The organism is Candidatus Latescibacterota bacterium (assembly GCA_019038625.1).
GTDB lineage: Bacteria > Krumholzibacteriota > Krumholzibacteriia > Krumholzibacteriales > Krumholzibacteriaceae > JAGLYV01.
Genome location: JAHOYU010000231.1, coordinates 1 through 1662, shown reverse-complemented (window position 1 = coordinate 1662; position 1662 = coordinate 1). Strand labels below are relative to the sequence as shown.

Here is a 1662-nt window from a genome sequence, read left to right as displayed (position 1 = left end):
GACCTCTTCCAATATTCTATCCAGGACAATCCCTGCTTTTTCCGTAAAGAGGAAATCACACATATCGTCACAGGGTGTTTCGGACAGGTTGATAATGGCCAGGACGGCATCGTTTTGTTTGGCATAGATGGGCATGTGGGCAGCCGGTTGCACCACCAAAGTTGACCCCACCACGATAAAGAGATCGCTGTTTTGAGACAGGGCGATGGCCTGGTTGACCTTGCCCATGGGCATGGACTGACCAAAGGAAATAGTATCCGGTTTCAGATAACCCCCGCAGTCGCAGGTTGGAGCAAGGTCGCCACTGGAAAGCCGGTCGTACGCTTCCTGGGTGGCAGAAATTTTGCTGCAGGACATGCAGCGGATCCGCAGGGTATTGCCATGCAGTTCGATGACGGCGGCATCCGGTATTCCCGATGCCTGGTGAAGGCCGTCGATGTTCTGGGTAACCACGGCTTGTACCAACCCCATCTGATATAGTTCGGCGATGACTTGATGGCCCTTATTGGGTGTTGCCTGACGTAATCCCTGATAGAGCTCTTGCCAACGCTGCCAGTACTCGATGCGGGCATCTTCCCGGGACATGAATTCGTCAAAGTAGACCGGCTTGAACTTATCCCAGATGCCCCCCTGGCTCCGGTAGTCGGGAATTCCGCTTTCCGTGGAGATCCCGGCACCGGTGAATATCACATTGTTGCCGCCTTGGATGATTTTCTCTGCGATTTGGCTGATGTCCATGTTCATTTTGATAGGTCTCCCTTTTGACGCCCAAGCGTAACAGGTTATTTGGGTTTCCGGCAAAAGAATTGACAGCCGATCGGCAAAATTATCCTTATCTTTGTTGCTTCTGAATATCCTGCGACGCTCTATGCCACGGATAATGATGTGTTGCAAAATACCGGGTGCGTCAAGGCGGGCTAATCTTGGCATGAAATATTGCTAACATAAAGGCAGGAAGCTGGCCATTCCTTCACTTTACCCCAACGTTGCAAAAGCCGGAGGGCTTTAGAGCCAAGGCGTCGAGGGTGAAGTTGTAGTCGTTTACCGCGAACCCTTGACAACACCGGATCTGATGTCCTCCGGCCTTTCCCGTAGGGTAAACAACATGGCAAAATCGACCCCATCCTTTGAATTAACCTGGTGGAATATCCAGGAAATGATGTTTTTCCTATGATATTGGTTATAATAACAACCCATTGATTATCCTTTGCCATGTTGTTTATGCAACCTTGGGGTTTAGCTTTCGAGCTTATCTATCGCACTTTTTAACTCTAAGACCTCTAATTGGCAGTCAGGCCAATCATGAATCCAACAAACTATCATATCAGCACCAGCAGGGTCATAACCATGTGATTTAAAGTCGCTGCTTTTATATTCAAATTTGATTCTTACACGTTGGTACCGATTCTCACCTATGTGTCTTTTGGCTTCACAGTCAGGAAAAGCAGCATGAACAGCTTCGACCATAAACCCAATTTCATGACTTACCATCCCGAATAGATATATAACGCCGTTTTCATTAATCGGGGCGTGCCTAAGACTTCTAAAGTCGATTAACCCCAACGTTGCAAAAGCCGGAGGGCTTCAGAGCCACGGCGTCGAGGGTGAAGCTGTAGTCGTTTACCGCGAACCCTTGACAACACCGGATCTGATGTCCTCCGG

The 1662-nt window shown here is 49.0% G+C and carries 1 protein-coding gene; it reads right to left on the bottom strand.

Features of this window, described 5'->3' with window-relative positions; translation table 11 throughout:
* Positions 1-744, bottom strand: a 744-nt coding sequence (locus KOO63_14890; GenBank protein ID MBU8923103.1) for a hypothetical protein, incomplete at its 3' end; no start/stop codon positions are given.
* Positions 745-1662 lie beyond the last annotated feature (918 nt).